The following is a 26,998-nucleotide window of genomic DNA, read 5'->3' as shown; positions in this document are numbered from 1 at the left end:
CTAGCGACCGTCGCCACCGAGCAGCGCCAGAACATCCTCGCGCGTGAACAGCGCCGACGAAATGCCGTCACCGCCGAGCACACTGTTGACCAGGTCGCGCTTGGACTCCTGCATCTGCATGATGCGTTCCTCGATCGTGTCCTTGGCGATGAGCTTGTACACGGTCACGGTGTGCTGCTGGCCAATGCGGTGGGCGCGGTCGGTCGCCTGGTCCTGCGCCGCCACGTTCCACCACGGGTCGTAGTGGATGACCACGTCGGCAGCCGTCAAATTAAGGCCCACGCCACCCGCCTTGAGCGAAATCAAGAACACCGGCACCTCGCCCGCTTGGAACTGCGCAACCATCTTGGCGCGGCTCTCTTTAGACGATGCGCCCGTAAGCTTAAGGAAGGCGATATCCTCCTTGGCCAGGCGCTTGCCGATGATATCGAGCATTCCCGTAAACTGGCTGAACAGCAAGATGCGATGACCGCCGTCGAGCGCGCCGTGGACGAGCTCCATACACGTATCGAGCTTGGCGCTTCCCGCCTTGTAGTCCGCGTAATGCAGATGAGGATCACAGCAGATCTGGCGCAGCTTGGTGAGCTCGGCAAGTACCTTGAGCTTATCTTTTTTGAACTCCCCGGCCTCGCGGTGCTGCACTTGCTGGGCAATGCGGTCCTGGTTGGCCAGGTAGAGCTTACGCTGCTCGCCGGTGAGCTGCGCCATCACCGTGTCCTCGATCTTCTCGGGCAGGTCGGCCACCACGTCTTCCTTGACGCGGCGCAGCACAAACGGCGACACGAGCGCCTGTAGGCGAGCGGCGCTGTCACCCTCGGCGTGCTCGACCGGGCTTTCGAAGCGCTTGGCAAACGACTCGCGCGTGCCGAGCAGGCCCGGCATCAAAAAGTCGAAGATGCTCCAGAGCTCGGACAGGCGGTTTTCGATGGGCGTGCCCGTCAAGGCAAAGCGCACGCCGGCCGGCAGACGCTTGGCGGCGCGTGCCACCTGCGTGAGCGGATTTTTAATGTACTGGGCTTCGTCCAGCACCACGCGGGCAAAGTCCTGCTCGACGTACTCGTCGATATCGCGGCGCATGAGATCATACGACGTCACGATCACGTTGTGCTCGGCCACGCCGGCAATCTGCACGCGACGTTGGGCCTTGGTGCCCACAATGGCGCACACATCAATCGAGGGGGCAAAGCGCTCCAGCTCGGCAGTCCAGTTGTACACGAGCGACGCGGGGCATACCACGAGCGTGGGCTTAGCGTCCCCCGCCTCCACGCGCGCCAGGATATGCGCGATCATCTGGAGCGTTTTGCCCAGGCCCATGTCGTCGGCCAAGATGCCGCCAAGGCCCAGATGCTCGAGCGAACCGAGCCACTGGTAGCCGTCAACCTGGTAGCCGCGCAGTGTGGCCTTGAGCGAGGCCGGCACCGTAAAGTCCATCTTGCCGAGCGTGTCCAGGCGCTCGACGGTGCGACGGAATGCAGCGTCGCGATCGGCTTCGAGCGCGGACGTGCGCGCAAGCATGCTGTCGACGAACAGGGTACTCGACGCGGGAAGCGACACGCCGTCGAGCAGGTCGACAGCATCGACCCCCAGATCCTCGGCAAGGCCAAACGCGGCGCGCGCTCCCTCGTCCAGGCGAATGATGTCGCCCGACGTGAGACGAGCAAACGTCTGGTGACGCTTGTAGGAATCGAGGTAGATGGCAAGGTCTGCCGCCGAAAGGCCGCTCGCGCCCAGTTCGACGTCGAGCAGGTTACTCTTGACGGTGGCGCGCACCGAAAGCTTGGGCGCAGGGCGGACCGAGATCTGGCGCAGGCGGTCGCTGAGCATGACCTCGCCCAGATCGGACAGGGCAGACAGGCCCTCAGTGAGCAAGTGGAACAGGCTCTCGTCATCGCGTTCCTCAAACGCCAGGCCACCCTCGTAAAAGTCGAAATACAGAGCCGCCGTGTCCATAACGCGAAACTCTGCCACCTCGTCGCGCGGCGGCACGCCCGGGCGCCGCTCTTCGAAGGGGCTGCCCGGAGCGCCCATGCTAAAGAGATCTGCCGACCAATCGCCGTAGGTAACCGTAATTTTGCAGGTCACGAGCCCATCGTCGACGCCGATCGCCATGGCAAAGCTTGGCTCGGGCGCCACGGTATCGAGCACAGCGGGCGCGGTAAGGTCGGTGTAGTCGCGCAAGATAGGCAGCGCCATGCGGCAAAACTCACCCACCTGGTCGGCGGCGATATGGACCGGTGTGCGGCAGGGCAACAAGTGCGATAGGAACGGCGCGGCATGTTGGGCAAACGCCGTGTCGGTACGGCGCGCGCGGCGCGTATCGACCAGATAGGCGACGTCGCCCGAGGCAAAGCAGTACGTATCGGCCGGAAGGCGCAAGTCGTAGCTGCCCCCGGCTGCCGGCACAATCTTGGCAGCAATCAGCGGCGGGCGCTTAGCCGGGACTTCGTTCTCCCCTTCCGGCAACGACTCGACCGTCACCTCGTAGGCGCGGTGCGTCGTCGTCCCCCGCGACCAAGCAGGTTCAAAGGACATGGTCCTGCCACGCAGCAGGTCCAGCACGGACACGATGGAATACTCGGATACCGGCAGCTGACGCTCGGCGACAAAACCGCTGCGGGCAAAGTCGTACGATGCCGAGCGCGAGCTCGTAATATCGCCTAGGTAGGCGACCGTCATTGCAACAAAGTCGAGCAGCTTTGCCGACACATCATCGAAAGCCTCGGGCGCATGAAGGAACGTAAGCTTCTTGCCATAGGAGAACGTACCGCCACGCGCATAGGCATCGGCCATGCCATCGATATCCTTAACCACGTAGGACACCGAGCCGCAGCGGATGCGAAACTCAAGCGCCCAGCTAAAGCGATCGGCAAACAGCGGATTGTAGTACGGCACCAGCGAGGGCTCCAGCACTGCTTTGGGCGCATCGGGGTCAATGGTGCCAGCGAGCTTGCGGCGCATGGCCACGAGTTTATCCATGCGCGCGTCCGAAAGATCGGAAAGCGCTGCCACAAGGCTCGGGCTCGTGGGCACGGGCGCCGGGAAGGGAAAGTTGGGGTTGACCGCAGATGCGCTGGGCGCGGGGCGTGTGGGCTGCTTGGACTGTGCGGGCGGCACCGTAAACGTGCGGACCGGCGTGCGCAAACCCTCGACGGGCTCGGCGCCGCTGGCATCCAGATACGCCAACGCCGTGGCGATGGCGTGCTTGCACATGCCAGAATAGCGGAAGGCGGCGGGGCAATCGCAGTCGTAGTCGACAACCTCGTGCTCGTCCATATCGAGCGCCACGTGCGTCTTATACAGGTCGCCGCGCGAACCACGCACCGTACCCTCGATATTCACGTTTTTGGAGAAGCGCGAGCCGGAGTCCTCAAACGACAGCACGGCGCCGTTGAGCATGAGCGAACGCCCCTTCATAAAGGTACTGCTGAGCGCCGCCTCCTTACGAAGCGCCTGCACAAACGTCCCCTGCGCCATCGCTTCCTCCAATCTCACCCGGGGTAGCTAATTTGGGACGGGGCTATTTTAGCTACCCCCATATGTCGGTTGAGATGTGTTCCGACCCCGACTCATTCGCCGTCAGCCAAAGGGTAGCTAAAAAAGCCCCGTCCCAAATTAGCTACCCCGCCAACGGCGTCCTTAGATCACCGTCACTCTGCCTTGGTTACCCACGATGGCCTTGGCCTCGGCCAACAGCGGAATCGAGCGTGCGTTGACCTTAGCAGGTACCTCGGCACGCAGCACGCGCCCGTCCGCCTGCTCGATAAAGATCTCTACGCGGTCGCCGCCCGGGTTGGCGGTGAGTACCGTGGCAAGACGCGCCATGTTGCCCTGGCTAAAGCGGCTGTTGGGCACCATGACCTCAAACACCTTGGGCTTGTTGTTCTCCTCGTTGAGCTCAAGCGGCACAATCTCCTGCGCGATGATCTGGTCGCCGCGGTCCGAGCGCTCGAGCTTGCCCTTAATGCGCACAAACGCATCGGACAGCTGCGCGCCGGTCTCGGGGTCGACCTCGCCGTACAGATACCCCTCGGCCTCCTTGAAGGTCTTGGGGAACACCACGACCGTGGCCTCGCCTTCCATGTCCTCGAGCTGCACGATGCCCATGGGGTCGCCGTTTTTGGTCACGCGCTTGGACACGCTCGAGACCATACCGGCCCACCACAGCGCCTTGCCCTCGGGAATCTCCTGGTTGATGGTGCCGCCCGTGGGGTTCTGCACCTCGTAGCCGGTGTCGATCTGCGAGAACGAGAAGTCGCGCGCTTTGCTGAGCGCATACTCAAACGGGCGCAGCGGGTGGTCCGAGACATAGATGCCCAGAACCTCTTTTTCCTGGCTCAGCTTAAGGTGGCGGTCCCATTCCTGGCCATCCGGATCGGGTACGCTCACCTCAAAGCCCGAGCCCTCAACGTCGCCAAACATGTCGAAGAACGACGTCTGGCCGCTCGCGCGATCCTTCTGGCGCTTTGCCGCGGCATCGATGATGTTCTCGGGGTTGTTCTTGTCCACAAAGTGCATCATCTGACGACGCGGATACCCCGTGGAGTCGAAGGCACCTGCCTTGATGAGCGATTCGATCACGCGACGGTTGGCCTGGCTCGAGTCCACGCGCTCGACAAAATCATGCAGCGTCTTAAACGGACCGCCCGCCTCGCGCTCGGCGATAATCGCCTGCGCCACGCCGGTGCCCACGCCGCGGATGCCGGCCAGACCAAAGCGCACACCTTCCTTGGTAGCCGTGAACTCGGTACCGGACTCGTTGACATCTGGCGAAAGCACGGGGATGCCGTCGTGACGGCATGCCGAGACGTAGTGCACGATCTTGTCGGTCTTGCCCGTATAGGACGTCAGGACGGCCGCCATGTACTCGTGCGGATAGTGCGCCTTGAGCCACGCCGTCTGCATAACCAAGATGGCGTAGCCGGCGGAGTGCGACTTGTTGAAGGCGTAGGACGCGAACTCGAGAACATCGTCCCAAATCTTCTGGGCGACCTCGCGCGTGTAGTTGTTCTTGATGGCGCCGTTCATCCAGTGGTCGTAGGTGGTCTCGTCCGAGCCATCCTCCCAGTGGAGCACCGTCGACGTGAGCAGCTTGATCTTCTTCTTAGCCACGGGCTTACGGATACGCGAGTCCGATTCGCCCTTGGAGAAGCCGCACATCTCGACGGAGATGAGCATAACCTGCTCCTGGTAGACCATGGTGCCGTAGGTTTCGCCCAAGATGTCGTCCAGACGGTCGTCGTAGGAGACGGCCGGCTCCTTGCCGTTCATACGGTTGATGTAGGACGAAACCATGCCGGCGCCCAGCGGGCCCGGGCGGTACAGGGCGATCAATGCCACGACGTGCTTGTACTCGGTGGGCTTCATGTTCTTGATCGTGGCCGTCATGCCGGCGGACTCGACCTGGAAGACGCCGGCGGTGTGGCCGGAGCCCATGAGCTTAAAGATCTCGGGATCGTCAAAGGGAATCTCTTCCTCTTTGATGTCGATGCCGAAGTTCTTTTTGATGTTTGCCTTGGCCTTGGAGATAACCGTCAGCGTACGCAGGCCCAAGAAGTCCATCTTGAGCAGGCCCATGTCGGCAACGGTATGGCCCTCGTACTGGGTAATCTCGACGCCGCCCTTGGTGTCGAGCTTGGTGGGCACGTGCTCGTTGACGGGGTCGCGGCAGATCAGAACGGCGCACGCATGCACGCCCTCGCCACGGGTGAGGCCCTCGATCGAGAGCGCCGTGTCGATGATGCGGCGGGCGTCGTCGTCCTTTTTATAGGCCTCGGCAAAGTCGGGGTTAAACAGATCCTCTTTGCCGGGTTGTTTTTCGAGCACCTGCTTGAGCTTGACCTTGGGGTCGCTCGAGACCATCTTGGACAGGCGCTGGCCCATGTAGACCGGGTAGTCCAGGACGCGCGCGGCGTCGTTGATGGCCTGCTTGGCCTTAATGGTCGAGTAGGTGATGACGTGGGTGACCTTCTCGGGACCGTAGAGCTGGCGAACGTGCTCCACGACCTCAAGACGCCGCTCATCGTCGAAGTCCATATCGATATCGGGCATCTCGGTACGCTGCGGGGACAGGAACCTCTCGAACATCAGACCGTTCTCGAGCGGGTCGAACGCGGTAATGTTCATGGCGTAGGCGACGATAGCGCCGGCGGCCGAGCCACGGCCGGGGCCGACGCCGATGCCGTTGTCCTTGGCCCATTGCACGTACTCGGCGACGATCAAAAAGTAGGCGGCAAAGCCCTTGTCGCAAATGACCTTGTATTCGTACTCAAAGCGCTCTTTGATGTTGACGCCACCGATCTCGCGCGTGGCCCAGTCGTCACCGTAGTGCTGGCGCAGGCCTTTCTCGCACTCGCGGCGGAACTGGCTCTCGTGCGTCTCGCCGGGATCGAGCAGCGGAAAGCGCGGCAGGATGATGGAGTCCCAGTCCAGCTCAACGTAGCACTTGTCGGCGATCTCGAGCGTGTTGTCGCAGGCCTCGGGGCAATACGGGAACATCGCCCGCATCTCCTCCTCGGTCTTCATGTAAAACTCCGAGCCGGTCATGCGCATGCGGTTGGGGTCGTCGACCTTGGCGTTCATGCCGATGCACATGATGACGTCCTGCACGGGCGCGTCCTCGCGGCGCAGGTAGTGGAAGTCGTTGGTGGCGATGACCTTGACGCCCACCTGTTTGGCGATATCAATGAGCGTGCGGTCCATCTGCTCGTCGGTCAGTCCGTTATCGGTGGTGATGCCGTGTTCCTGGATCTCGATGTAGAAGTCACCAGGCTCGAAGGTATCACGGAAGGTCTCGGCCCACTTGATGGCGCCCTCCATGTCGCCCCGGTCGATGTATTTGGGGATGATGCCCGCGATGCAGGCGCTGGTGCAGATCATGCCCTTGGCGTGGCGGCGCAGGTTGTCGAGCGTCACGCGCGGCTTGTAGTAAAAGCCCTGCACGGCGGCCTCGGAGACCGTTTGCATCAGGTTGACGTAGCCCTCCTGGTCCTTGGCCAGAAGGATCATGTGGTAGAGCTCGGGTTTGTGGTCGCGGGCGAGCGTCTCGTCCGGCGTAAAGTAGACCTCGCAGCCAAAGATGGGCTTGATGACCAGAGGCGGCTTGAGCTCGTCGATATTGCCCTTCTCGTCCCACATGGCCATGTCCTTCACATACTGGGCATGCTCGCGCGGGTTTGCCTCGGGATCGGGCTCCACCAGCTCGTCACGGCGGTCCTTTTCCAAGAAGGCCTTGTCGTGGCTCCACGTTTTGTACTCGGGCGTATTGTGGTTGACGGCGTCGCAGGCCAGCGCCAGGTCGGGCACGCCATACATGTAGCCGTGGTCGGTAATGGCCACGGCGGGCATGCCCAGCTCTACGGCACGGTTGACCATATCCTGGATACGGGTTGCGCCGTCGAGCATGGAGAAAACAGTGTGGTTGTGCAGATGGACGAATGCCATGTGATGAGCTCCGATGCGGGTTCGTGTTCTGACTGAACGATTTTACCCCACGGCACGGACAGTGCCCGAACCTAGCCAAACCCACACGGGTAGCTAATTTGGGACGGGGCTTTTTTAGCTACCCTTTGGCTGACGGCGAACGAGTCGGGGTCGGAATACATCTCAACCGATGTATGGGGGTAGCTAAAAGAGCCCCGTCCCAAATTAGCTACCCCTGAGCTGCAGTGGAATCGAAAAGGATTCCACCGCAGGTTGTTGAGGGTTAGAGGTTGTAGGTGACCACCTGGGGCTCGCAGGGGTTGGCGGGATCGGCCTGCTCCACGCGGACGAACTTGACCGTCGCGGCCTCAAAGCCTGCCTTGTGCAACACATCGGCGTAGACGCGCGCCTGCAGGGCGTGCTTCTCGAGCAGCTGGTCGGGTGTCTCATCCGGCGTGCCACCCGTCTTGTAATCGATGACCAGTGCGCGTGACGGATCGGCCGGGTCGGTCGCCAGCGCATCGATGGCGCCCTCGGCATATGCACCGTAGCGGGCAATGTCCTTGTCCTCGCAGCCCAGCGAGAAGAACGGCACTTCGGCACGGACGCACGGCCAGGCAAGAAGCTCGGCACGGACCGACGACCTGAGCCAGCGATTCAGGGCAACGTCAAAACGCTCGCGCTGCTCCGGCGTCAGGCACCACAGGCGCGTCAGCGCATCGGCACGCTCAGCGGGCAGCGCATCGGCACCCATCTCGATGAGCCACTGGCAGGCGGCATGGAACGCCGAGCCCAGCGCCATGGGGTTGCCGGCGGGCTCGGCGGCAACCACGTCTGCATCGGCCATCTCCGAGCCATCCGACTCGGCATCGTCGCCCGCCTCATCCATGGGAACACGCGCCTCGGCGGCACGGCCTTCCGTCTCGGCATGGAGCGCCGCGGCGATCGACGAATAGCTGTACGAATCACGCGCCGGGAACGGACACGTGCCCATGCGCACGCCCGCCGCCTGGGGATATACGAGTTCAAACGAATCGGGCTTGGGGTCGGCAGGACCGGGCACGGTTGAGTGCGCAGCATTATCGGCGACATCGGTATCGCCACGAACGAGCCTGCCCTCGGCATCCAGCGAAGCGTTGGCCTCAAACGCCTGCTCGCCAAAGGTAAAGTCCGAAAGCGAAATGAGCTCGTAGTCGCCCGGCTGGGAGTTGTCGAATACCAGGCGGTCGGCATCGAGCTGCGGCATGTCCAAAGCGTCGGTCGGCAGAATGCGGCGCAACACGTCGTAGGTCAGATCGGTCTCGACATCGAAGGTCGGCGCCGTCACCTTGCCACGGCTCACGCCCGCATCCATCGCCAAGATCACCAGCTCGCGCGCACGGGTCATGGCAACATAGAGCAAACGGGCCCGCTCCTCGAGCGAAAGCTGCAGGTCGTCGTTGCGCAGGCGGGCAAATGCCTCGGCGGGAGAACCCGTCGCACAGACGTCCTCCATGAGCTCCGGCGGTAGCCACAGCGACGTGCCCTTGCCCTTAAACGCATGCTCAAACTGCTTTTTGACGTCATCGCCCTTTACGAACGTGCCGTCCGCGAGTTTAACGCCGTCGAAGCGTGCCGGCAGCGCCACGACCCGCGCTCCGCCCTCGACGCGACCCATCTGTGCCGCACCCGAGGACTTACGCACGCCAAAGCACTCGGCGACCGCCACGACCGGATATTCCAGACCCTTGGAGGCATGAACCGTCATGATGCGCACCGCGCCGTCGCCCTCCTCGTTGAGGGCGCCCGGGGCCTCCTTGCCCGCCAGGAAGCGATCGAAGGCAAGCGCAATAGAGCGCGGCGAGTTACCGAACTCGGCCTCCGCCTCGGCCACGGCATCGAGCGCCTTGAGCACGTTGGCGGCGATGGCCTTGCCCTCGGGGCCGCGCTGCGCCAGACGCACGAACCAGCCGGAAGCATTGACCGCGTCGCGCGCGATGGCGGCGAACGAATCACGCCCCACGCGACGCAGCGCGTAGCGCAGCACCTCGCGGGCACGCGTCACGAGCGGCAAGCCCTGCAAGCCCGGCACATCGGAATCGCTCATGATGCCCGCGTCGATGTTGCGGCGCGACGTCTCGCCCGTCTGATCGTCGAGTTTGGTCGCCAGCGCCAGGAACTCCTGGGCGCCCAGCGCAAACATCGGCGAGGCGAGCAGCGGCATAAGGCCCTGCGCCGTATCGGCCGGATTGGCGAGGGCACAAACCAGGGCGCGCACCGTCTGCACCTCGGCAGCTTGGGCAAAGACCGAGCCGCCCGCGATGACGCAGTCGAGCCCCTGGTCACGGAAGGCCTGTGCGTAGACGTCTGCGTTGGTCATGCGGCCCAGCAGCAGCACCATGCCGCCCTGGGGCTGGCCGGCATCGGCAAGCGCGCGGAATCGCTCCGCGATCGCGCGGGCCTTGGCCTGTGTGCGCTCCTGCGTACTGCCGCCGGCAACAAAGAGGGCCTGGCGGCGCGAGGCGTCCGCCACCAGCGTGTCCTTGCGGCCGTCGCTCGCCTCAAGATCCAAAAAGCCCTGCATCAGGCCGCCGTCATCGCCGTCGAAGACGCGGGCCACATAGCGCAGCACCTCGTCGTGGCTGCGGAAGTTGCGCACGAGCTTGACGAGCTCGCCGGCGGGGGCATCGGACGTGGCAACCGTCTCCGACGCCGCCGTCGATTCCACCTTGCGCTCCTGGCGACGGAACACCTCGACCTCGGCGCCGCGGAAGCGATAGATCGACTGCTGCGCATCGCCCACGGTGCACAGCGCGCGCTCCCCCGCACCCGTCAGGTAGCGGATTAGATCGACCTGCATCTGGTCGGTATCCTGGAACTCGTCGATCATGACCATCTTAAAGCGGCCCTCGTACGCAGCACGAATGGCAGGGTAATCGCGCAGGGCCTCGTAGGCCATGCGCAGCAGGTCGTTATTATCGAGGGCGGACTGGGCAGCCTTCAGTGCGCGATACTCGGCCTCTACAGAGCGGGCCAAGCCCACCAGTGCATCGAGCGCGGGGGCACCGCAGGCAAGCACGATATTGATAAATGCATCGGCGGCCTCGGCCTTGAGCAGCTCGACCTGCTCCTTGGGGAACGCCTTGCTCGCGCGCGGCATGGTGCACGACATCATGAGTCGCGCCGCATCGGACATGGTCTTGCCGCTCGCCTCGAACGCGTCGATGGCATCGAGCGCCGTCTGCGCCTTCTCGGTCGCCGCCTTGCTTGCACCCAGCGCCGATCGATAGGCATCGGCGAGCGCCGAGGTATCGGCCTGGCCGCGCGCCACGCACACGTCGTCCATGCCGCCCGGCAACTGACTCGAGAGCTCCAGCAGGTCGCGTACCAGGCCCTTGATGGTCGTGCCGGCGCCAAAGGGGCCGCCCTCGCCCGCCATGGGATACCAGGCGTAGAGGGCCTTGAGCGATGCCGCGAGCTCGGGGGCGGCATCGGGTGCCGTCGCGCGGGCCAGCACATGCTCAACAGCCTGGTCCATGAGCTCGTCGGTATCGGTGAGCACCGTGAACTCGGGGTCGATGCCCAACTCCAGCGCGTGTGCGCGCAGGATACGCGAGCACATGCCGTGAATGGTCGAGATCCACGCGTCGTCGACGGTCAGCGCTTCCTCGTCCATGCCCTCGTCAATAAGCGCACGGCGCACGCGATCGCGAATCTCGGCCGCGGCATCCTTGGTAAAGGTAATGGCGAGCACCTGGTCCAGATGCTCGACGAACGGACCGGATTCGGGCGAGAGCGCGTAGACGATGCGGCGCGTGAGGGTAAAGGTCTTGCCCGAACCGGCGCCCGCCGAGACAAACAGCGGACGGTCGAGCGTCTTGACGATCTGCAGCTGTTGCGGCATCAAGGTCGAAAGATCCATGGTCTACACGTCCCTCCTTACAAACGTTCCTTCGTGGTTATACGAGCAGCGGGCATGCGCGGCCTGCGTCGACGCCGGGTCGACAGCAGTGACGTTGCCCGCCTCGAGTTCGCGCAAGCGCTCGGCGATGCCGGCCTCCACGCGATCGAGCAGGGCGTCGAAGTCCATGCTGCCACCCTCGTCGCCGGGGAAACCTTTCTTAAGGCCCGGGATGCGACCGTCGCCACGCTCCTCCTCGAGTAGCTCGGCGCTCGCGGCACCGCGCAACGCGGGCCTAGCGCCCTTGGTCGAAAAATAGAGTGCCGCACGGGTATCCAAATCCAGCGCCCGGCGCATGGCCTGGGCGTAGATGAGCGTTTGGGTATGTGGCGGCAACCAGCGCGGATCGTCGATGGGCGCCGTGCCCGACTCCTCGTCGCGCACCGTAGGGTCGGCGAGCTTAAACTCCTCAACGCCCGTGCGATGCTTGTAGTCAATCACCACAGCGCGATTCTCGGCATCCACATCCACGCGGTCGATGCGCCCGCCGAGCGGCCAGCCGGCATACTCGACCTGGAGCTCGTTGAACGCAAACTCCAGGTAGCGCGGAGCGAAGGGGGCAAGCGCCTCGGACTCGTAGGCAAGCACGCCCTCCAGCTGCGGCAAGATCTCGGCCACCTGACGCTCCTCCACCGGCGAGAGCGGCACCAGCGGGCCCTCGTTGCCACGTTTGCCGGCGTGCTCGGCCAAGGTCTCGGCAAAGACCTCGTGCAGCAGCTCCTGCGCACGCGGCAGGTTTTCGGGCGTCACACGCTCCATGCCCTCTTGGGGCAAACGGGCATGCAGATGTTCCAGCACGTCGTGGACAAAGTTGCCCTTCTCCATGTTGCCAAAACCCGCGTCGATAGACTGGGGCTTAACGCGATACGAGACGAACCAGCACAGCGGGCAGGTGGAATAGGCCTCGATCTGCGAGGCAGACGTCAGACGCGGTACAAGCGGCGCGTCCTCGCCCTCGCCGTCCCGACGGCGCAAGACCAGATATGGCACGGCCGCCTCGCTCAAATGCTGAGGAGCCTCGCATGCCACGCGCTCGCGCTTGAGGCCCTTGCCGGCTGCAGGGTCAAAATCACCTACGATATCGCCCTCGCCCACGCATGTCACCTGAGCGGCACCGGTGGCCTCGGCATGCGCCCGCAACTCGGTCCACACGGCAGCCGGATAGCACTCGCGCGCCTGGCGATCGTGCGTCACGCGCGCAAGCGCAACTGGGCCACGTGCCGCCCGCATCGCGTGGCCAAAGCGCACGCGCAACAAGGCCGCAGGCTCAAGCGTCACGCCCTCGCGACCAAGGCTCGCAGCCAACGTGGCCAGCGGTCCTTCCTCGTGTGAGAGCGGATAGCTGTCCAGATCGACATCGGCAAACAGCACGGCATCGTAGCTGCCGGGGCGCAGAGCCGCCGCATCGGCAAGCGAGGCAAAGCGAACCTGGGCACGTGGCGCACCGTCAACCTCGTAGGTCTCGTAATCGTAGGCGGTGCTACGCTTGTCCACCTTGGTGCGAATGCCATCGAGCACGGGCACGGTCGCGGCCTGCGACACGTCGAGCGCGCGGGCGTCATTCATAAGGATGTCGATGGCGTGGCGCAGCAGGGCCGTCTCCGCTTGGCGACGAGCTTGGCCATCCAGGCTGCCCAGCGAGCGATCGGGCAACGCCTCGGCAACGGCAAGCATGGCCTTGAGCGCCGTCACGGGCTTGTCGCGCCACAGTGCCTGGAACACGTCCGAGACCACACACGGTACGTTCTTAAACCAGTTTTCGTCGCTCGCCGCCTTGCGTGCGCCCCTCACCTGGCCTTGCACGCTCTGCAGCAGGCTCTTAGCGCCCGCGGTAGTCTTGCTACGCGAGAGACGCATATTCTTATCGAAGATACGGGCATTGGCTGCATCAGCGCCCGAAAGCGGGCTGTAGATCCAGTCGGTAAGCTCCGGCGCGGGCCACCACTCGGTCTTTGACGCCACACCCTTATCGGCCGCCTTCATGCGCTCGATCAAGCTGGCAAGCGCCGCAAACTGCCTGCCCGCAATGGATTGGGAAAACGCCGTGAATTCAGTTGTCTCGGCAGCGATATGACGAGCCGCCAGACGAGAGGCGAGCTCACCGAACAGCTGGGGTGCCCGGGCAGAAACAACGAGCACGCGTACGGGGTCGGCGGAGAGGCCGGCGGTATCGTCGGCCCCGAAACCCTGGCACGCTTTTACCAGATCATCAATTGCGTCCGCATAAGCATGAGCACGGGCGTGGGGGCCAGCGACCTCAATAAAGGCAGGCTGAGCGGTAGCTCCACAAGCGGCATCAGACGCGACGGCGTCCTCCCCCAGCGGCGCGACCTCAAACAGCACACCGCTGGCATCAAATGCCGCGGCAAGTTCCTCGCGCATCGCCGCCTGCTCGCGAGCAAGCAGCACGACGACCTCTCCCCCACTGTTCGCCACAGCAGACAGCAGCTCGAGCAGACCGTGCGTAAACGACGTGACGCCGCGTACACAGACGGCACGGGCGCGCGCCGGCAGATTATCGGCCAGGGCGCTGGCCATAATGTCAGCCGCCTCGCAGGGCTCGACCATATCTCGACGGTCCAAACCGCCCGCGTAGGCACGCAAAAGCTCGAACACACGAGCCTCGGCATCGCTTTTTGGCTCAGGCCGGCAATTGTTGCCACGGCATCGCTCGGCAGCTGTCCCCGCCACACCTGGCAGCACATCGCGGGCCATGCGCGCAAGCATGCGCACCGTGCCCTGGCTGCGCGAAAGCGGCTGCAGGTCGACATCATCGAGACGCGTGACCATGTCCGAAAACAGCATCTGGCGCTGCAGGTTGTCGACGAAACCGCGCCCGTCGCCCAAAAGCTCCCAAAGCGAGCGAAGCCACGACGCGGGCGTCTTGTAATCGATGCCCAGCGAAACGCCGGCTTCCGCCGCATCATGACGGCACAGGTCGAGCTCGGCAAACGTTGGCGCCAGCAGCACGGCACGCCCGTGGCGGGCAATAAGGTCGGCAAGCAGCGCCGATTCGGCATCGCTCAAATCCGTGCCGGCATTAGTGGTATAGATTCGAACAGGCATGGCCCTCCACTCAAACTGTTCGCAATAATCAATGCATCCATCCTACCCGCCCAAGCGGACACATTGCCACCGCAGCTTCATCTTTTGGCGCTTTGGAGACAAGTCGCTTTGCACCACATTGGTGCCAAGGGGGCAGACTCGTCCGTCGGTGCAAGGGGGACAGGTTCGCTTGCGCCACATTGGTGCAAGCGAACCTGGCCCCTTTGCACCAATTATTCGGCATATAAAAACCGCCCCCGGAGGAGCGGTTTTTCACAATTCGTTTTGCCGCGGCCTATTCGCCATCCTCCAGCTTAATGAGGATCTTGCGGTAGCCACCGTACTCGCCGTTGAGCGCCTTGGATACACGGCTCACCGTGGTGGACGAAGCGCCGGTACGGACCTGAACCTCGACATAGGGCTCGCCCTCATCCAGGTAGCGCGCGACCTGCAGACGCTGCGATAGATCGCAAATCTCGCGCGGTGTGCAGATATCGGTCAAAAACGCTTGGATATCTTTCTCGTCGTCCAAAAGACTAAATGCGTGGACTAGCTGCTTGACATCAGGCTTGTCAAACATGTTCTCGATATTCATCGATCACCGCCAAACCCGCCAAAAGGCATCGAAGTTGATACTGGCACCGGGCATCGTTCGCCCATTCTATGCAATAGGGCAACGCATGTAGCTTTTGCCCGTAGCAGTTTAGCACACCACCAAACTAAAGTGACAAGACTCTCTGTCAGCGGCGCGTTTTTTAGGACGAACGCCGTTTTGAAACCGAATGCGCACGCAAGCTCCACGAATATCTGAGACAATGGGCGCCCAACGCAGAGGCGCACGCCAAGGCAACCATCCGATTCGCCGCGGCAAACGAGCTTACGCGCCACCAACACGTCACGCGCACCGGAAAGGAACCCACCATGCGCTTCTTGCTCAACTGGCTTTTGACCTCAATCGCTATCGCGATCGCCACGTTCCTCGTCCCCGGCATTCAGCCCTTCGGCATGGCCGACGCCTGGGTCTGCTTTGCCTTTGTGGGACTGTTCCTCAACGTCGTCGACTCGCTCGTCAAGCCGCTCCTGACGGTCATCTCGCTGCCGCTCACCATTATCACGCTGGGTATTTTTCAGCTTGTAGTCAACAGCTTTATGCTCGAGCTTGCCAGCTACCTATCGGTAAATCTACTGGGCGCGGGCATCTCCATTGCCAGCTTTGGGTCGGCCTTTATGGGTAGCATTTTGGTGTCCATCACTCGAAGCATCTTCGACAGCATCGCCAGGAACTAAAGCAACCGGATACGGACCGCCACAACACGCCAAAACGAAGGCCGTCCATCGCAACGATGGACGGCCTTCGCCTTTGTCAAGCCTCAGAGGACAAGAAAATCTACCATTTCTACCCCGTCCCCAAATGGCTGGTGGGGCTAGATGACGTAGTCGTAGCCCCCGTTGGGGGCGACGAGCGCATCGAGCGTCACACCGTCGAGGTAGTCGTTGATGAGCTTGTCCAGGTTCTTCCACACGTCGAGCGTGGGGCACTCATCAGATCGCGAGCAGCCCTTGCAGTCGCCATCCAGGCAGGCGACCGGCGCCAGGCTGCCCTCGGTCAGGCGCAAGATCTCTCCCACCGTGTACTGCTCGGGCGGGCGCGTGAGCACGTAGCCGCCGCCCTTGCCACGCATGCCCGAAAGCATGTTGGCGCGCACGAGCGTAGCCAAGATGTTCTCGAGATATTTCTCGGAAATCCCCTGTCGCGCCGCGATCTCTTTGAGCGGGATGCGACCGGCCGCCTGGTGCTCGGCCAGGTCGACCATAACGCGCAGGGCGTACCTGCCCTTAGTAGAAACCAACATATATAGTGCTGCCTTTCGGTCTTTTAATCCGTTGAAATTCTAGCCGAAAAATTGGCTTTGAAAATACCCATTCCAGTCAAGGTGGTTAATCGGCTCGTAATAATCTCCTATTTCCTATTGCATTACTAGGCTTTAGTGTCTACTATGCTTGCCAACAGCTAAATGAACAACCTATAAGGTTTATGGGTTTAGCTACTAGGCCACCGTAAAACTACACGGTATCCAGTCATTTGAACACTTGGAGGTTCACCATGAGCAAGGTTTATACGTCCATCGATCAGCTTATCGGCCACACCCCGCTTTTGGAGCTCACTCACTTTGAGGCCGATGAGGACCTCAAGGCCCGCGTGCTCGTCAAATTGGAATACTTCAACCCCGCCGGGTCCGTCAAAGACCGCGTCGCCAAGAACATGATTGACGAGGCCGAGAAGGCCGGCAAGCTCGTGCGCGGCGGCGACTATACCATCATCGAGCCCACGAGCGGCAACACCGGCGTCGGCATCGCCTCGGTGGCGGCGGCTCGCGGCTACAAGGTGATCATCACCATGCCCGAAACCATGTCCGTCGAGCGCCGCAAGCTTATGCAGGCATACGGCGCACAGCTCGTGCTCACCGACGGCTCCAAGGGCATGAAGGGCGCCATCGCCAGGGCCGAGGAGCTGCAGAAGGAGACCCCCAACAGCATCATCGCCGGCCAGTTCGTGAACCCCGCCAACCCCGCCATTCATAAGGCCACGACCGGCCCCGAGATCTGGGACGACACCGACGGCAAGGTCGACATCTTCGTCGCCGGCGTTGGCACCGGCGGCACCGTGACCGGTGTGGGCGAGTTCCTCAAGGAGCAGAACCCCGAGATTCAGGTTGTCGCCGTCGAGCCCGCCACCTCCCCGGTACTCTCCAAGGGCCAGGCCGGTCCGCACAAGATCCAGGGCATCGGTGCCGGCTTTGTGCCCGACGTCCTCGACACCCAGGTCTATGACGAGATCATCCCCGTCGAGAACGACGACGCCTTTGCCACCGGCCGCGCCGTGGGCCACAAGGAGGGCGTGCTCGTGGGCATTTCGTCCGGTGCCGCCGTGTGGGCCGCGCTGCAGCTAGCCAAGCGCCCCGAGAACGAGGGCAAGACCATCGTGGCACTGCTCGCCGATACCGGTGAGCGCTACCTGTCCACGGCACTGTTCCAGGACTAGAGCCTTTTTCCCATAGGTTGAGCTCAAGGACGAACCTGCCTCCTCTCTCTCCCGGCGGTCTGAGCCCATCCCGTCGGGGTGTCCCACGAGACGTCCGAACTTGCTACAATGTCTGCGGCGCGGAACCAGCCTCCCGCGCCGCTTTTCTTTTTTGGCCACATGCCACCAAGGAGAACCTCCCCATGCACAACAAGCGCGTGCTCGTCGCCATGAGCGGCGGCGTCGATTCCAGCGTGACTGCCTATCTGCTCAAGTGCCAAGGCTACGAATGCGTCGGAGCCACTATGCGCCTCACCTGCCCTGCGCCCGATCCCGTCACGGGCATGAGCAAGGTCGACCGTGACATCGCCGATGCAAAGGCCGTCGCCGATCGCCTGGGGATACCTCACCATGTGCTCGACCTGCAGCAGACCTTCGACCGCAACGTTATCGAGCGCTTCGTGACTGCCTACCAGGAGGGGCTGACGCCCAACCCGTGCATCATCTGCAACCGCCATATTAAGTTTGGCGCGCTGCTCGACGCGGCGCTCGATATGGGCTGCGACTACATTGCCACGGGTCACTACGCCAAAACGAGCCAAGCGCCCGATGGCACCTGGCAGCTGCACCGCGGCGAAGACTCCAAGAAGGACCAGAGTTACTTTTTGTATTCGCTCACGCAAGAGCGCCTGGCACGCACAATCTTTCCGCTGGCAGGGTTGGACAAAGAGCACGACGTGCGCCGCATTGCCGCCGAGCAGGGCTTCGTCAACGCCAAGAAGGCCGAGAGCGAGGATATCTGTTTTATCGCGGACGGCGACTACGCGGGCTATATCGAGCGCCGCTGTGGGCATGCCGCCGAGCCAGGCGATATTGTATGGCGCGACGGCAGCGTGGTCGGACGCCACAACGGCGCACTGCGCTATACCGTCGGCCAGCGCAAGGGCCTGGGCGTCGCGATGGCGCGCCCCGTGTATGTAACGGGCGTCGATGCCGCCAACAACATTGTGCATCTGGGCGAGGCTGAGGACCTGACGGCGACAGCACTCACGGCCAATGACTGGATCTGGAGCGCCCCTGCCGACCGCATGGAGGCAGAGCTCACGTCCGGCGACATTCGCGTGGGCACCAAGTACCGCTACCGTCAAAAGGACCAGGCAGCGACCCTTACACGTGGCGCCGACGGACAGATGCTTCTGACCTTTGACGAGCCGCAGCGCGCCGTCGCCCCCGGCCAGGCCGTCGTTATCTATCGCGGCGACGTCGTCCTGGGCGGCGGCACCGTAACCGCCGCCATCAGGTAGCCGCAGGATTATCGCCGCACGTGTCGAAGCACTTCAACAGCAGCATTCACCTCGATAACGCGACGCTCGAGGCCGCGGCAAATGGACTCGAGCCGGCCCTCCGCTGTGGCCCATTCGCTCTGCGAAAGAATCTCGATCGCCTCATCAACAAATCCGTTGAGCCGCGATGAATCGAACCAATCGAGTGAGTCCGCAAGCGCCAGCTGGACGGAAGGGTCGGGCCCAAACGGCTTAGCAGAAAACCCAAACTCCCCAGCTGCGAGCACGGCAGTTGGTACGTTGTACCATAGGCAGTTGCCGCTATCGAACAGCGGAGCAGGCCTTATCTCCAGGGTGTCGACATTGCGGATGATGCCGAAGTTTCGCCAATGGCGATCGCTGTTGGCCAAAAGGGCATCGCAGACAATCATCTGCGACATAGACCTTCTCACGGCAGCCTCGTCTGCTCCATGCTTACCAAGGAAGCGGCAGTACCGGTCGTATGTCGAGTTTCCCCGCTGGCTACCAAGTGCGCCCTTACCGTAAACAGCCGGAACGTATTCCTCGCGGCCGTCAAGAAAGTCGTCGCACAGACACACAGGGCCATCGAACATTCGCTCAACCGTATAAGGAACATACTCGCCCTCCGACAACAAGCGACGATGTAGAGCCGTTGCAACCGCCTCGTTAAAGGGACGCTGATCGTCCATGCCGCAACCTTTAGCCAAAACGCGAATGCCGTTTCGGATCATCCACGATTTAGGGAGCTCGCCCTCGGACGTGTTATCCGGATTTTTAAGACCGATGCCCTCCAGCCAACCCGAACGTCCCTCGGGCGCCGATCGCTCAAAATCATTCTCGAAGTAATTGAGGTTTCGCCATTTGAGCCCGTCGCATTCTGCCGGCCGCAGCCAATAGCAATCCGAAAGCGAGAGGCCCAGGCACTGAACCGGGACCTCGATGCCACTGGCAATTCCCAGTTCACGATAGCGCGAGACGAGTCCGGGGCGAACATCGGGCACCGACCGATGGCTCCACCACACGTTGAGCTCCCGTTTATTCACCGTAGGAGAAGAGCTCGAGCACGTGCCAAACGGCATTCGTTGTGCATCGAGGACCTCCGCGATTTCGAAGGGAAATTCGCGCGACGGATCAAATGAGACATGCGCGACCTCATGGTCGGCCGACATCAGCGTAAACTTGCGCCCCACATCGGCCGCAGGACGGCGTCCACGTTTGCGGACCTTTTGATAAGCGACCGCGGAATTGTACTCGACCATCTTCCGTCCGCCCACAATATCGCACGCGAGCGTTCCCGATGCGGCAAGTTGAGATATGCGAGCTTTCGTAACGCCCAGCAGGTGGGCAGCATCACCCATAGACAAGTACTCAGACGTATCCATACACCGCATCACCTCGTTAAGTAATTTATACGTTTAGTTAATAGATTACATACATCATAATACTAAACGACCCAAAGCGAAAAAAAGCCCGAGAAATCGGGCTTTAGCGATTGGTCAGCCGAGTCGCAAGCTGCTCCCCTAGCGCTGAACGTAGGCGCGAACCAGCTCGTAGGTATTGCGCACGCCGTCGATGTGGCTGCGCTCGTAGTTGTGGCTCGCGTACACGCCGGGGCCGATCAGGCCGTGACGGATGTCGTAGCCGGCCGAGAGCGTGGCCTCAACGTCTGAGCCGTAATGCGGGTACACGTCGATGGCGTAATCGAGCTCCAGCTCGCGCGCGATATTGGACAGCGTGGTCACCAGATCGTAGTTGTAGGGGCCGCCCGAATCCTTGGCGCAAATCGACACCATGCGCTCGGTGCAGCCCAGATCGTCACCCACGCAACCCATGTCAACGCTGATCATCTCGCGCGTGTCGGCTGGCACGAAAGCGCCACCGTGGCCGACCTCCTCGTACACCGTAAAGAGCAGTGAAACCTTGCGCGAAAGCGTCACCTCGCCAGCGGCGACGGCACGCGCCAAGCCCAGCAAAATGGAGGCCGACAGCTTGTCATCCAGGAAGCGGCTCTTAATGTAGCCGCTCTCCGTCACCGTGGTACGCGGGTCCATAGCGATGATGTCGCCCGTCTGAATGCCCAGCTCAAGCACGTCATCCTTGCTGTCGACATTCTCATCGAGCAGGATTTCCATGTTCTTCTCGATGGTCTTGACCGGCTCGTCGGCCACGTGCGCCGAAGGCTCGGTATTGAGGACCACACCCGTGTACACATTGCCATCGCGCGTGTAGACGGTGCAGTTCTCGCCATCGGCCGTAGACCACTGATGCCCGCCGAGCGTCGTGGGACGCAGGCGACCATTGTCCTTAATGGAGCGCACCATGGCGCCCAGGGTATCGACATGGCTCGCCAACACAAGCGGCTCGCCCTCGCCGCCAAGCTCAACCAGCACGTTGCCCTTATTGGAACGCTCGGGGCCAAAGCCCATATCGCGCAACGTTTCCATTAGATAATCAGTCGCCGCACGGGTATAGCCCGTAGGCGAAGCAATAGAAGTCAGCGCCTTCAACTGGTCAGTAATATAGGAGAGCGTAGAATCCATCTTGGACACCAAAGTCACCCTTTCATATCGAATTAAACCCACAGCAACGATACCACCGCGAGCCATCTTTTTACCTAGCGAGACAACCCATCGGGCTTCTCAGAGCAGCGCCCACCACGATAACGAGCCGGCGGGCCCCGCCCGTTAGCCCCAGAATCTTTCCGCAGGACAGAAGGAGGCCCCGCCGCACGTAGTGCGCAGCGGGGCCTCCGACATGTCCGAGGACGATTGTGGGGGTAACGGGCAGGGGCCCGCCGAACCATGTTAGGCAGCCGGGCAGATCTTCTTGAAGAGCTCGATGACGTCGTCGAGCGTCGCCTCACGCGGGTTGCCCGGGAAGCAAGCATCGGCCATGGCGTCCTTGGCCAGGACCTCGATCTCGTCAGCCTTCATGGCCTCGCAGACGTGCGGGATGTTCACGTCAGCGGAGAGCTGCTTAACGGCGGCGATAGCGGCGTCGGCAGCCTCATCGGTGCTCATGCCCGTGGTGTCAACGCCCATGGCGACGGCGACCTTGGCCAGGCGCTCGGCGCAAACCGGCTTGTTGAACTCCATGGCAATCGGCAGCAGCATGGCGCAAGCGACGCCGTGCGGGGTGTCGTAGTGAGCGGACAGGGTGTGAGCCATGGCATGGTCGATGCCCAAGCCAACGTTAGAGAAGCCCATGCCGGCGACATACTGACCAAGAGCCATGCCCTCGCGGCCGGAGCCGGGCTGGCCGGACTTGGCCTCGGCAACGGAGTCGCGCAGGTTCTCGCTGATCAGCTTGATGGCCTCAAAGTGGAACATGTCGGAGAGCTCCCAAGCGCCCTTGGTGGTGTAGCCCTCGATGGCGTGGGTCAGAGCGTCCATGCCGGTGGAAGCGGTCAGGCCGGCGGGCATGGAAGCCATCATGTCGGGGTCGACGACGGCGACCTCGGGGGCATCGTTGGTGTCGACGCACACGAACTTGCGGACCTTCTCGGGGTCGGTGATGACGTAGTTGATGGTCACCTCAGCAGCGGTACCGGCGGTCGTCGGCACGGCGATGGTGAACACGGCGTGGTTCTTAGTGGGAGCAACGCCCTCGAGGCTGCGGACATCGGCGAACTCGGGATTGTTGATGATGATGCCGATGGCCTTGGCAGTGTCCATAGAGGAGCCGCCACCGACGGTCACGATAGCATCAGCCTCGGCGGCCTTGAAGGCCTCGACGCCGTCCTTGACGTTCTGGATAGTGGGGTTGGGCTTGATCTCGGAGTAGAGGCTCCAAGCGATGCCGGCGGCATCGAGCTCGTCGGTCACCTTAGCGGTAACGCCAAACTTGACCAGATCGGGGTCGGAGCAGACGAAAATCTTCTTGTAGCCGCGACGCTGGAGCTCGCCGGGGATCTCCTTGATGGCGCCGGAACCATGATAAGAAATAGTGTTGAGAACGAAACGATTAGCCATTGATAGCCTCCCATCGTGTGCGGGGCACCCATTACGCCCCACGCTATAAGTCCCATCCTAACGCTTTTGAAGCGAAAAACGCGTGAGAACGTCAGATTATTTAAAGCGTTTCAACAACTGGTATCGTCACCGCCTGACCACTAAACAAAAAAGGGGCGGCCGAGATGACCGTCCCCTCCCCATTATTGATCAGTGTGGCAAGGGGTCAGCCCCTTGCCACATCCTGCCGCTATTTTTGGCAGGCCTCTTTCCAATCTTCGCAGGCGCGCTTCCAGCGAAAACGCAGGTCGCGCTCGCGGTCGATAAACATGATGGCAAACGCCACGAACAGCAGCACGCTCGCCACCGCAATAGCGTGCAGCCCCATGCGCTCAATACACCAGTTTCCCAGCACAGCGCCAAACACAAAGGTAAAGATCACGCCAAAGTACAGCAGGCCGTTTTCCAAAAAGCCGCGCTTGTGGGTGATGATGTAGTCGTCCACGTTTTGCAGAGCATTGCGCAGGTTACCGATGCACATGGTCGTGGCAATACCGTGACCGTGGATCTTGCGAAAGCTCTCGACCTGCATACCGCAGGCAAACGAGATGAGGCAGTTGGCGAGCAAGTTGTAGCCGCCACCGGGGATAAAGCTCACGCCCAGCAAGATGACGGCTTCAAAGAACACCGTCACCTGGCGCCAGTGAATCACGCTGCCAAACCGTTCGTGTACCAGGTCGGCAAGCATAATGCCCACAGCAAACGACACCACAGGGAAGAAATAGCGCCCCGCGAGCGCCCAATTGCCCTCCGAGATGCTCACGCCCACCAGCAAGATGTTGCCCGTCTGTGCGTTGGCGAAAACATGGTCGCGCCCAATGTACGAATAAACGTCCATAAAGCCACCGGCGAGCGCCAAGATGATGCCCAGCTCAATAGACTCCGATATCTGTTTGGCACGCTGCATCGTCGTGCGCCCTCCTTGTTGACGACCCTCTCGTGCGTTGGCGGAAACATAGCCGCCGTTCATACTGTAACCCATTGACAACATGGCGCGCCCGCGAGACGGACTCCCCAACGCGCAGATACACCGTCTGGAAACAAACGGCGGGCGCGGCATCGACACCCGACACCTCGTGTACTCCACCAGTCTTTTTAGCCCCGTCCCAAAAAGACTGGTTACAATTACGTGCAGCATACAAACACCGGGAGGAATCGTGGCAAAAAAGCCCCAGGACGCTCAGCACAACCAGCACGGCAAGCATGCCCAACGCGGCCAGCAGCAAAAGCGTGGAAGCAAAGCCCAGGGCTCGCGCCCCGCGCATGTCCCGGCAGCGCCTGTCCGCCCCTGGCGCCCGGGCCGCGATAAGTTCCTCCCCGTCAGCCGCGCCGACATGGATGCGCGCGGCTGGGACCAGTGCGACTTTGTCTACATCTGCGGCGACGCTTACGTGGACCATCCCAGCTTTGGCATGGCCATCATCAGCCGCGTCCTCGACGCGCACGGCTACAAGGTGGGCATCATCTGCCAACCCGACTGGACCGACCCCGCCAGCATCACCGTGCTCGGCGAGCCGCGCCTGGGCTTTCTCGTCAGCGCCGGCAACATGGACTCCATGGTCAACCACTATTCGGTGACCAAGCACCGCCGCCACACCGACGCCTATACCCCCGGTGGCGAGGAGGGACACCGCCCCAACCGTGCCGTCACGGTCTACGGCAACCTCATCCGCCAGACATTCAAGGACGCCCCCATCATCATCGGCGGCATCGAGGCAAGCCTGCGTCGCTTGGCCCACTACGACTACTGGCAGGACAAGCTCAAGCACTCGGTACTGCTCGACTCGGGCGCCGACATCCTCATCTACGGCATGGGCGAGCACGCGATTGTCGAGATCGCCGACGCGCTCGACGCGGGACTGCCCGTCGATCAGATTACCTATATCAACGGCACCGTCTACCGCACGGGTTCGCTCGACGAGGTCTACGACTACGACCTGCTGCCCAGTTGGGACGACCTTACCGCCGACAAGCTCAACTACGCGCGCAGCTTTAACGTGCAGCAGCAGAATATGGACCCCATCACCGGACATCGCCTGGTAGAGCCCTACCCCAACAGCGTCTATGTGGTGCAGAACCCGCCGTCGGCGACGCTCACCACCGACGAGATGGACGAGGTGGCCGAGCTCCCCTACGCACGCGATTGGCATCCCGATTACGACGCGGCGGGCGGCGTGCCGGCCTTTGCCGAGATCAAGTTTTCGATCAGCTCCAACCGCGGCTGTTTTGGCGAGTGCTCGTTTTGCGCGCTCACCTTCCACCAGGGTCGCGTGCTGCAGATGCGCAGCCACGACTCGATCATGCGCGAGGCCGAGCTGCTCACGCGCGACCCCGAGTTTAAGGGCTATATCAACGACGTGGGCGGGCCGACGGCCAACTTTAGCCGTCCCGCCTGCGACAAGCAGCTCAAGCACGGCGTATGCAAGAACAAGCGCTGCCTGTGGCCGAGCGTGTGCAAGAACATGGTGGTCGACGAGAGCGGCTACACGCAGCTGCTGCGCGACCTGCGCCAGCTGCCGGGCGTCAAGAAAGTCTTTGTCCGCAGCGGCATCCGCTTCGACTACACCATGGCCGATGCCTCGGACGAGTTTTTGCGCGAGCTGCTAGAGCACCACGTCTCGGGCCAGCTACGCGTAGCACCCGAGCACGTGAGCGACGCGGTGCTGTCCGTGATGGGCAAACCGAGCCGAGCCGTCTACGACGCATTCTGCCGCAAATTTGAACGCTTGAACCACGAGTACGGACTCAAGCAGTACGTGGTGCCGTATCTGATCTCGAGCCACCCCGGATCGACGATGAAGGAAGCCGTGGACCTTGCCGAGGCCGTGCGAGACATGGGCTACATGCCCGAGCAGGTGCAGGACTTCTACCCCACGCCGTCCACCATGTCGACGTGCATGTACTACACCGGCGTGGACCCGCGCACCATGGAGCCGATCTATGTGGCGCGCGACCCGCACGAAAAGGCCATGCAGCGCGCGCTCATCCAGTATCGCAAGCCCGAGAACTACAAGCTCGTGCGCGAGGCGCTAGAGAAAGCCGGCCGTCGCGACCTGATCGGCTACACCAAGCATTGCCTGATCCGCCCCGTGCCGCCACGCCCGGGCGAGACATCTGCCGGCGGCGGACATGGCACCGGCAAGAAGGGCGGCAAGGGCCACGGTGGCGCTGGCGGCGCTGGAGCCAAGGGGCCCAAGGGCAGCAAAGGGCACAGCGGCATGTCGCGCGCGCAGAACACCGCCGGGCGCAACCGTGCGGCTCAGGGGCGTCAGGGTGCCAACGGAGGCGGTCGCCGCAACTAAGGCAGCAGTGTGCTCGCTGCGTCCATCCCACACGCGTGGCGCAGCGAGCGCATTGCCTCAACGAGGATGACGCCGGCGATAGCGACCGTAATTGCCACGTCGACCGGCGTGTTCACAAACCACAGCAGGCCCATGAGATACGACCCGGCATTAAAGGCAAAGTGCAGCAGGATCGTGTAGCGAAGCTTTCCAGTCGTCACGAGCACCCAACCAAAGATGAGGCCGGCGGCACCCGCGTAGCAACCCTGCACCCAATTCATGTGCATAAAACCAAAGATTGCCGCCTGCAGCACAATCGCCGCGGCGACACCCCACGTGCTTGGGGCCGCCCAGGGCACTATGGCGCCGTCTTGCGCACTCGCACGACGCCGGCGCTTCCAGAGCGGACGGCACTGGGGATTAAACGCACGCAGCGAAAACTCAAAGATGACACCGCGCACCAGGAGCTCTTCGCAAAACGGCGCGCCGAGCACCGTGGTCAGGACGGCAAGAGGACTGGTATCGCCCATGCCCGTTTCCTCGACAAGCTCGCTGTAGTCGGCCGCGGCATCGGGCAACAGCGACAGCACGGCGTCGGTCACGTAGCTAACGACCACCTGCAGGGCAAGACCGATCACGATAACGCAGGCGATGCGTTTCCACGCCCCACGCGCTCCCCCGCCGAGCGGATGCTCGCTTTGCGAACGCGTCATAAACGAGCGCGGCCACAGATAACGCCACCACAGCAGCGCCATCAAAAACGACGCCGTCTGAGCGGCGGCCTGAAGCAATTGAATGTCGAGGTCATCGATCGAAAAACCCATGAACACCGATGCGACGCCAAGGGCGGAGAACAAAACGACGCTCAGGGCTATATCGGCAGCGACAACGCCAAAACAGGCGAGCGCCCACGCTATCGCATTGAGCATGCCAGCCTCCTCAAAACCCGGTACTTGGGGACGTTCCTTAACTGCCGG

The 26,998-nt window shown here is 62.2% G+C and carries 15 protein-coding genes; 4 read left to right on the top strand and 11 right to left on the bottom strand.

The window, feature by feature from the left end:
* The 5 genes from ACTQXM_RS02670 to ACTQXM_RS02650 all read right to left on the bottom strand — a co-directional run bounded on the left by ACTQXM_RS02670 (position 1) and on the right by ACTQXM_RS02650 (position 14,999).
* On the bottom strand, positions 1 to 3,474 hold the full coding sequence (locus ACTQXM_RS02670; RefSeq protein ID WP_441537135.1) for a DEAD/DEAH box helicase: 3,474 nt from the start codon (positions 3,472 to 3,474) through the stop codon (positions 1 to 3).
* Between the two features lie 162 nt (positions 3,475 to 3,636).
* The gene (gene dnaE, locus ACTQXM_RS02665; protein WP_427727452.1) at positions 3,637 to 7,440 is read right to left on the bottom strand and encodes a DNA polymerase III subunit alpha; all 3,804 of its coding nucleotides are present in this window, start codon (positions 7,438 to 7,440) and stop codon (positions 3,637 to 3,639) included.
* A 262-nt stretch (positions 7,441 to 7,702) separates the two neighbouring features.
* Positions 7,703 to 11,320: a UvrD-helicase domain-containing protein gene (locus tag ACTQXM_RS02660; RefSeq protein ID WP_441537136.1), complete on the bottom strand. Its 3,618-nt coding sequence runs from the start codon at positions 11,318 to 11,320 to the stop codon at positions 7,703 to 7,705.
* Between the two features lie 3 nt (positions 11,321 to 11,323).
* Positions 11,324 to 14,425 carry a PD-(D/E)XK nuclease family protein gene (locus ACTQXM_RS02655; protein ID WP_441537137.1) on the bottom strand — a complete coding sequence of 1,034 codons (3,102 nt, stop codon included), beginning with the start codon at positions 14,423 to 14,425 and terminating at the stop codon, positions 11,324 to 11,326.
* A gap of 274 nt (positions 14,426 to 14,699) precedes the next feature.
* Complete coding sequence (locus ACTQXM_RS02650) at positions 14,700 to 14,999, bottom strand: YerC/YecD family TrpR-related protein (protein ID WP_154515917.1); 300 nt, start codon at positions 14,997 to 14,999, stop codon at positions 14,700 to 14,702.
* 326 nt (positions 15,000 to 15,325) lie between these two features.
* Here ACTQXM_RS02650 and ACTQXM_RS02645 point away from each other — a divergent pair, with 326 nt between their 5' ends.
* The gene (locus ACTQXM_RS02645) at positions 15,326 to 15,691 is read left to right on the top strand and encodes a phage holin family protein (RefSeq protein ID WP_427717799.1); all 366 of its coding nucleotides are present in this window, start codon (positions 15,326 to 15,328) and stop codon (positions 15,689 to 15,691) included.
* A gap of 137 nt (positions 15,692 to 15,828) precedes the next feature.
* Here the strand turns inward: ACTQXM_RS02645 and ACTQXM_RS02640 are convergent, their stop codons facing one another.
* Positions 15,829 to 16,257: an RrF2 family transcriptional regulator gene (locus ACTQXM_RS02640; RefSeq protein ID WP_154515923.1), complete on the bottom strand. Its 429-nt coding sequence runs from the start codon at positions 16,255 to 16,257 to the stop codon at positions 15,829 to 15,831.
* A gap of 251 nt (positions 16,258 to 16,508) precedes the next feature.
* Here ACTQXM_RS02640 and cysK point away from each other — a divergent pair, with 251 nt between their 5' ends.
* Positions 16,509 to 17,447 carry a cysteine synthase A gene (gene cysK, locus ACTQXM_RS02635; RefSeq protein ID WP_154515926.1) on the top strand — a complete coding sequence of 313 codons (939 nt, stop codon included), beginning with the start codon at positions 16,509 to 16,511 and terminating at the stop codon, positions 17,445 to 17,447.
* A gap of 17 nt (positions 17,448 to 17,464) precedes the next feature.
* On the top strand, positions 17,465 to 18,730 hold the full coding sequence (gene mnmA / locus ACTQXM_RS02630) for a tRNA 2-thiouridine(34) synthase MnmA (RefSeq protein WP_441537138.1): 1,266 nt from the start codon (positions 17,465 to 17,467) through the stop codon (positions 18,728 to 18,730).
* An 8-nt stretch (positions 18,731 to 18,738) separates the two neighbouring features.
* Here mnmA and ACTQXM_RS02625 read toward each other — a convergent pair whose 3' ends face one another.
* The 4 genes from ACTQXM_RS02625 to ACTQXM_RS02610 all read right to left on the bottom strand — a co-directional run bounded on the left by ACTQXM_RS02625 (position 18,739) and on the right by ACTQXM_RS02610 (position 23,647).
* Positions 18,739 to 20,112 carry a hypothetical protein gene (locus ACTQXM_RS02625; RefSeq protein WP_441537139.1) on the bottom strand — a complete coding sequence of 458 codons (1,374 nt, stop codon included), beginning with the start codon at positions 20,110 to 20,112 and terminating at the stop codon, positions 18,739 to 18,741.
* Between the two features lie 138 nt (positions 20,113 to 20,250).
* Positions 20,251 to 21,270: a M42 family metallopeptidase gene (locus ACTQXM_RS02620; RefSeq protein WP_117635086.1), complete on the bottom strand. Its 1,020-nt coding sequence runs from the start codon at positions 21,268 to 21,270 to the stop codon at positions 20,251 to 20,253.
* Positions 21,271 to 21,534: 264 nt separating this feature from the next.
* Positions 21,535 to 22,701, bottom strand: a complete 1,167-nt coding sequence (gene fucO, locus ACTQXM_RS02615) for a lactaldehyde reductase (protein WP_154515935.1) — start codon at positions 22,699 to 22,701, stop codon at positions 21,535 to 21,537.
* Between the two features lie 229 nt (positions 22,702 to 22,930).
* Positions 22,931 to 23,647, bottom strand: a complete 717-nt coding sequence (locus ACTQXM_RS02610) for a YoaK family protein (RefSeq protein WP_154515938.1) — start codon at positions 23,645 to 23,647, stop codon at positions 22,931 to 22,933.
* Positions 23,648 to 23,897: 250 nt separating this feature from the next.
* Between ACTQXM_RS02610 and ACTQXM_RS02605 the strand changes: the two genes are divergently transcribed.
* The gene (locus tag ACTQXM_RS02605; protein ID WP_441537140.1) at positions 23,898 to 26,042 is read left to right on the top strand and encodes a YgiQ family radical SAM protein; all 2,145 of its coding nucleotides are present in this window, start codon (positions 23,898 to 23,900) and stop codon (positions 26,040 to 26,042) included.
* On the opposite strand, the gene ACTQXM_RS02600 is transcribed toward ACTQXM_RS02605, so the two are convergent.
* Complete coding sequence (locus ACTQXM_RS02600) at positions 26,039 to 26,950, bottom strand: CPBP family glutamic-type intramembrane protease (RefSeq protein WP_441537141.1); 912 nt, start codon at positions 26,948 to 26,950, stop codon at positions 26,039 to 26,041. The genes ACTQXM_RS02605 and ACTQXM_RS02600 overlap by 4 nt on opposite strands.
* Between the last annotated feature and the right edge of the window lie 48 nt (positions 26,951 to 26,998).

The organism is Collinsella sp. LCP19S3_D3, assembly GCF_052121455.1.
In the GTDB taxonomy this organism is placed as follows: Bacteria; Actinomycetota; Coriobacteriia; order Coriobacteriales; family Coriobacteriaceae; genus Collinsella.
Note: the sequence above shows the minus strand (reverse complement) of the source record. Positions and strands in the feature narration are given on the sequence as shown.